Origin of the sequence: Sphingobium sp., from assembly GCF_003248505.1 — a bacterium.
Classification (GTDB): Bacteria; Pseudomonadota; Alphaproteobacteria; order Sphingomonadales; family Sphingomonadaceae; genus Sphingobium.
The window spans coordinates 1-6,459 of sequence record NZ_QFOA01000119.1 but is presented as its reverse complement, the minus strand read 5'-3'; the positions used below and the strand labels follow the sequence as shown (position 1 = coordinate 6,459).

The 6,459-nt window shown below is 64.3% G+C and carries 7 protein-coding genes; 1 reads left to right on the top strand and 6 read right to left on the bottom strand.

The genetic code is table 11. The features are described 5' to 3' along the window. Positions 1–53: 53 nt before the first annotated feature. The 3 genes from DI606_RS19080 to DI606_RS19070 all read right to left on the bottom strand — a co-directional run bounded on the left by DI606_RS19080 (position 54) and on the right by DI606_RS19070 (position 3,654). The gene (locus DI606_RS19080; RefSeq protein WP_293985485.1) at positions 54–683 is read right to left on the bottom strand and encodes a hypothetical protein; all 630 of its coding nucleotides are present in this window, start codon (positions 681–683) and stop codon (positions 54–56) included. A 12-nt stretch (positions 684–695) separates the two neighbouring features. Further along, positions 696–1,898 (bottom strand): ATP-binding protein, encoded by a 1,203-nt coding sequence (locus DI606_RS19075; protein WP_159365889.1) that lies wholly within the window; start codon positions 1,896–1,898, stop codon positions 696–698. A gap of 76 nt (positions 1,899–1,974) precedes the next feature. Further along, positions 1,975–3,654 carry an ATP-binding protein gene (locus DI606_RS19070; protein ID WP_234893143.1) on the bottom strand — a complete coding sequence of 560 codons (1,680 nt, stop codon included), beginning with the start codon at positions 3,652–3,654 and terminating at the stop codon, positions 1,975–1,977. Between the two features lie 141 nt (positions 3,655–3,795). Here DI606_RS19070 and DI606_RS19065 point away from each other — a divergent pair, with 141 nt between their 5' ends. Further along, positions 3,796–3,960 carry a hypothetical protein gene (locus DI606_RS19065; RefSeq protein ID WP_169860756.1) on the top strand — a complete coding sequence of 55 codons (165 nt, stop codon included), beginning with the start codon at positions 3,796–3,798 and terminating at the stop codon, positions 3,958–3,960. 92 nt (positions 3,961–4,052) lie between these two features. On the opposite strand, the gene DI606_RS19060 is transcribed toward DI606_RS19065, so the two are convergent. From DI606_RS19060 to DI606_RS19050, 3 genes are all read right to left on the bottom strand, one after another. Continuing rightward, complete coding sequence (locus DI606_RS19060; protein ID WP_159365887.1) at positions 4,053–5,135, bottom strand: hypothetical protein; 1,083 nt, start codon at positions 5,133–5,135, stop codon at positions 4,053–4,055. Positions 5,136–5,151: 16 nt separating this feature from the next. Further along, complete coding sequence (locus DI606_RS19055) at positions 5,152–5,613, bottom strand: hypothetical protein (RefSeq protein WP_159365886.1); 462 nt, start codon at positions 5,611–5,613, stop codon at positions 5,152–5,154. A gap of 595 nt (positions 5,614–6,208) precedes the next feature. Beyond that, the coding region (locus DI606_RS19050) for a transposase (RefSeq protein ID WP_293985480.1) at positions 6,209–6,459 on the bottom strand (251 nt) is incomplete at its 5' end.

Genomic DNA, 6,459 nt, shown 5'->3' with positions numbered 1-6,459 from the left:
CTTGATCGGCAAACTCGTCGATATCTTCCAGCCTCAGGAATGCGCCAACTACTTCAGATCGTGCGGCTATGAACCAGAATGATCGAAAACTGCTCTAGGGCGCGGTTAATTTCCGCGTCGCTCCAGTCGTCCGGCTGGCAGGCATGGCGCAGCCCCAGCGCCGAAGCGCGCGAGATGACACCGGCGAAGGGTCGCCCGATCAGGCTCGCGATCTGCGCGACAGGAACGCCTTTCGCGTAGCCGGCGCGCAGCTGCGCGTCCTCCCAGCCACTGTACGGCGGGGATCCGGGCTCGGAGAGGCCGAGCAGCCGGGCGCGGGCATAGAGCGCGCTCACCCCGCGGCCCAGCCGCGCCGCCAATGTCGCGGTCGACTCGTGAGCGTAGCAGCGCGCCAGTTCCTCATCGTCCCAGTCGCTCCATGCTTGCCGCGAATTACGGCGCAGGCCCAGGTCATGGATCCGGGTAGCGACGGCGGCCCGGGACCGCCTAAGCCGGGCGGCGATCTCCTCCATCGTGCAATCGTCGATAAATGCCGCGCGGAGGCGCGCCGTCTCATCGGGAAGCCACGCATCCGCGCGGAAAGCCAGTTCAGAGAGCGGAATGGTCGGCGCGGTCTCCGTCGCGGGGACGAACGGGGTCAGTTCGACGATATCGGCGTCGAGATCAAAGCTGGTTTGGGTCATGGTGGGCTTCCTTCAGGCCAAGCCGACGACTGGAGTGTCGACGACGCGCAGGCGCAACCGGGCCGACAGGCGCGCGATACGCGTATCGCCGCGCGGCATGGTGTCCGAGGCGCCGATCGCGGCGAGCAGATCGAGACCGGCGTCGATGTCAGTGGTGGGGAGCGCGAGATGGCGCGCAAGATCATCTGCGGTGGTCGCGTTAGGCGCGATGCTGCCCAGCGCCCCGACGATGCGTGCGGCGGCGGATGCAGCGGGATCGAGCAGGAAAGCGTCGAGCGCGCGTTGCCCCCGCATGACGGCATGGGTGGTCCTGGCTGGTGCGACCTCGCGCAAGGTGTCTAGATCGAGGAGCGTGCGGCTCTCGTCCGCGTCGAGATCGGCGGCGGCGACCAGATCGGGTGTTCGACCGATATGCGGTGTGATCGTGGGATCGATCTTCGCCAGTACCGGCAGGGGCGAGAGCGCGGGTCCGAAGGCGAAGAACTCTCCCGGCGGCAACTGGCGGAGCAGCGCCGCCTGATCGCTGGCGAAGCCGAGCAGGTCAGCGGCGCGCGCCACGTCACGGTCAAAGACGTTGAGACCGATCAGGTGATTATGCAGTTCGGAGACCACTGAACTGGCGAGCTTGGCGAGACGCTGCGTGGCGATGATCGTGCCAATCCCGCGTTTGCGCCCGCGCGCGCACATGTCAGTGAGGGTAGCGACGCCTAGGCGGCGTGTTTCGGCGTCGCGGGCCGAGGCCGCCATATGCGGTGCGAGCAGATGCGCTTCATCGATGCAGACCAGCACCGTGTGTGCCCAATGCTCGCGCGGCGCCGAGAGGAGCCCTGCGAAGAAGGCGGCGGCCTTCTCAATGCGGTGGTCGGGCTCCAGATCCGTGAGATCGAGATGCAGGGCAATGCGGTGCTGGCGGGTGCGCAGCGCGAGCGCGGTAAGACCGTCATTGGCATAGTCGCGCGCGATGACGGTGGTGGCGCCGATATGCGCGGCAAGATTGGCGAACTCGCCTTCGGGATCGACGATGATCGTGGTCAGATAATCGAAGGCCTCCTCGATGATCCGGCGCAGCGTCTGGCTCTTGCCTGCGCCCGACGATCCCTGGATCAGGCATCGGCCCGACATCAGTTTGCCGAGATCCAGTTCCAGCGTGCCGGCCGAACAGTGACCGAGCGGAACTTTCGCATTGCGGGTGAAGTCATGAGTGGCGATGGTCATGGGCGTGCTCCTTCCGTCGGCATCGTGTGCGGACGCCGGATCTGCTGCTCAGGGGATGGGTTCGGGCGGCAGCGTCTCAGCCCGGCATGAAATCGGCAGTGATGCCGCCGCGATCCGCGGGGATGACAATCCGGCGATCCTTCGGGATCAGACAGGCGAGATGCTGCCGCGCCTCCATGACAATGGCCTCGAGGGTGGCGGCGTCCTCCCCCAGAAGAATGCCGGTCGCCACCTGCCGGGCTTCGCGCGCGAAGGCGCGGGACTGGGTCTCCCAGCTATCGGTGTCGGCATCGTCGCGCGAAGAAAACAGCGTCGCGTGGATCACGCATCCCAGGCGATCCGGGTCGATACCGCCGCCGCGGGTCACAAGGATCACGGCCTCCTCGATATCCCAACTGCCAGTGGGACAGACCAGGGCCGGGATTTCAATGGAATGGACGTGCCGCGGCGCATCCTCATGCCCGGTCTCGGCGATCTCCAGGTCGGCAACGATCCTGTCGACGAAACCTGAAGCGAAACCGCATGGAAGGCGGTCGTCTTCACCATAAGGATATTCGATGCCGTCCCGGTAAATCCGGAAGGAAACGTAGAGGATGATCGGTAGAGCGTCGTACCAGTCATAGCCGTCGAGCCAGCGTTCCTCCTCCACCAGCACGAAATCCTGAAGCGGCGGCTGATGGTGGGCGAGCGCCAGCGCCTGCGCGATCTCGGAGCGCAGCGACGGGACAATCATCATTGCGCCCGCAGAGGCAATTTCTAGGATAGTCATCCCGTCCGCGGGCTTTTGATGTTCATCGTCGGACGATGGATCCCAGATCGAGAGCCCTGGCCGTACCGCGGGCAGCGTCACACCGAGTCCTCGAGCCCGCAGCCATAAGGCGAAGGGCAGGCGATGATCCTCCTGGGCGGCGATGGCCGTGTATAGGGCCCGTTCCATGGCGATGCGCAGCGCTTTCATCGCCTCGTTCGCGATCACCGCGCGGCGGGCCGGCAGGGCGAGGCGAATTTCAGGCGCGTCGATCACATCGATGCGAACGGACCAGCGGCAGTCCTGCCTCTTCAACTCGAATATATTGGGAAGAGAGCACGGGACGGCCAAACCATGGAAGTTGATGCAGGGGCCATCCTGCTGGACCAAATTGCCTTTATAGACGCCGATACGGCAACCGCAGGCCTCTTCGATCAGCAGCGCATCCTCGAGAAAATCCTCACGGGGCAGCAGCGCACCGTCCAGCGTCACCGGCAAGGGATAGTAACGGGCGGCCTCAGCAATGGTCGAACGAATGCCCATCTTCCAGTCGCCGGATATCTCGATGCGGACCATCGTTTCCCAGCTGAGGTCGCACGGTTCGGGTTCGAGCGCCCTGTCGCCATTCCAGGATTCAGCGGGAATCCGGACCTTCCAGCCGTGTCCCATCGCGGGCGAGAAGGCGTGGATCTCGATGGCATGGCCGGCAAGGCTGAACAGGCCAATGCCGGCCGGATCCTCACGCCGCATGATATCGTCGCCCCAATCGGATAAACCGAGGGTCAGGAGCGCTGCGGGATTATCGATGCCGCAGCCGTCATCGTGGATATCGAGAAAGGCGCGGCCATCTTCCTCGACAAGGTTGATCATGACGCGCTGCGCGCCGGCCCGGCGGCAATTCTGCAGGATTTCGTGGATCGCAGCGAGCGCGCTACTCGCGACAAGGCGGGACGCGCAGCGAATGGCATCCTGGCTGACCGCGATCTCGATCGTGGCGGGAAGAAGCATGATCATCTCCTGTCTCGGCGACGGACCAACCGGCCGTCTCCCCTACCCTGCCCCCTTCCCTTTCGTCCCGGCTTGACGCTCTGCCGACGCAAAGCGCCAAGATAGTTGTCGTCGCGGTGAGCGTCCTGCAAAGAGGAGGCGATGAGCGATTCAAACGATGTGAAACTGCGGGACCTCGTGCGGCGACTGCCCGACTGGATGCGCAAGGACTTGGCCTCAAGCGATGCACCCCGGCGCGAGCGCGCGGAGGATGCCCTCCATGCGATGCTGCTGCCGCTGCTGGAGGCCGGCGCGGGCGCTCCATGATGGATTGAAGGCAATGGTATTCCGAGTGGAGCCCATCGCCGGCGGGATGCCAACCAGACTCTTCCCGGCTGGTAAGCCGTTCCTCGATACGGTCACCAGTCGTGGACGGGGAGATCGGCGGCACGATCCGCGTCGCAGTCGAGCAGCAGGAACTGGAAGCCCCGATCACGTCCGAACGCGATGATCTCCTGAAGATCATCCGGAATCTGCGCCCGACGGTTATCGGGTAGCGGCCGCGTCGGCACGAACCAGCCATAGACGGAGGCGGCGATGTCGATGGGGCGGTCGCTCGGAGGCCAGCAGGCCCATTTGTCGAGAAGGCCGGCCGTCTGCACCGTCAGATGGGCTGTCGAGAGCACGCAGTAGGCGCCGCTTTCAATCGAAGAGACTGAGCGGACTGCCGGGAGAGGCAGCAGGCGCAGGATCTCGGTCGAATAGCTTTCCGAAGGGTGATCGTCGAAATAGGCGGCCATGACCTCGTCATCTGGCAGCGTATTCGGATCGCGCCTGTCGCCGATCTCCTTCCACCATTCGCGCGCATATTCCGCCATCTCCGCGACGAGAACGTCACGGTTCAGGCCTGCGTAGAAATTGATGCCATGACGGTGCTCGATGATGCCCAGATGGACATCAATCGGCCAGGGCAGCGCACAAACCCTGAGCCCGCTTTCGCTGGCGCCGATCACCCCGATCAATGCGGCGCGCGCGGCGGCATCGAGGCTGTCCGGCCTCTCCAGGGCAGCGCGCACGCGGGCGAGCAGGGCGACATGATCGTGCCGAGTGATTTGCGGCCCCGCTGGCCCGGCCGACTTCGCCCCCGCTTGGGCCGCCGTAGTCACATTGTCCGTCATGTCAGTGCCCGAAGCATCTATCCGGATCGCCGGATTATCGGGATCCGACCAGTCGATGGTGTCGATGACCCACTGTTTCACAAAGGACCAGTCGAAACAGAAGGGGCAGGTCTCCTGGTTCCTGTACCAGGCGGCATCGACCGCATCGATCCAGCCCACGACAATGATGCGCATGGCGCAGGTCCCGATCGCCTCGAACGATTTGCGGATCGCCAGCGCACGAACGAGAGCGTCGGGTTCGGCGGCCGGATGGTCGCGCAGGTCGAGAACCGCTTCCCACAGGGAGGCGGCCGCTTCGAGATGGGAAAGTGTGTAATGTATCATGTGCGAGTTTCCTGGATCAGGCGGCGCGGCGATCGATGGACCGAGGCGGCGCCAGTTCGGCGGCTGTCAGGGTGTCGATGCGCGGGACGACGGCATCGAAAGCGGCATTGAGATCGATGGTCGCGACGCGGTGGGACGCGCTTCCCGGGTCATGGTCGAGCCGAAGCGCGATCGGCGCCAACCAGGTGGTCATCTCGGGAAACACCGACTGCAGCAGAAGCGCTTCGATGCGCCGCGCGGCGAGGCCGAGCTGGGCGGCGAGGCCAAAGGAAACGGCGATATCCCGTTCGAACCAACGATGGGGCGCAATCGTGTCGGCAATGCGCGTGCATGCCGCACGGATGGTCGCGGTCTGGACATGCAGGACCGCAACGCGGTGTCGCCGATCGGGATCGACGCCTTCCAGCGGGACCAGCGCACGATAGGAATAGAGAGGCGCGCACCCGGCGATGCGGGTGCGGGAAACGATCACATCCATGGGATAATCTCCAGAGGCACGGAAGAGGCAGTCGACCGCCCCGGGTCCGTCGCCCCAGCCCTCCTCCCCTCTCCGCTCCCTGCTCTCCGGCCCACGCACACGCCCAAGATCGGCGTCGGAAATCGGCGGCTATGCTACGGGAGACGTAAGGCGTCGGGATGTAAGGGGCGGTTGCCTCGATCAGTTTGCCGCAGAGCTGGTCGCCGCGTTGTCGTAGAGCGGCTATCGGCGCGCTGCCAGGCGCCTGCGGTCCAGATGGCCTCTGTGCATTATTCGAACACTCACGGTAACATTAGCGATACGAGGACGGTTAGGTCGGTCGGTCATCAGTCGCGGTCGATTCGGACGCTCTACAGAGCGCCCGGTTTGCGCCCATCCAAGCCGTTCTATTGGGAAAATGGCGCGCCCATGAGCGGGCATTCCGCTTGAGACCAAGGCTGGGACTTACCCGCCATTCCTAGTCCAGCCTCGAAAGAGCACGTTTCGGATAATCCGGTTATCAATGGATCCGGAGCCATCAGGGGAGCACGTTTGATCAACGGCTGATTATGCCGACACATGCTAAAGCGCGAGATGCGGCAACTAGGGCCGAGTCTCATAACCACCACATGATGGCGGCGGCGAGGTGGATGTTACCGAGGAAGTTGGCGGCGAGTTTGTCGTAGCGGGTGGCGAGGCGTCGGCAGTCCTTGAGGCGGCAGAACATGCGCTCGATGGCATTGCGACCCTTGTAGAGGGTTTTGCTGAGTAAGCGGGGTCTGACGGCCGCCTTGCATGCCGGGCATTCGCCGGGATGATTGCCGCTCTTTGAGCGGGGTGGCGGGTGTCGGACGAGATCGGGGATAG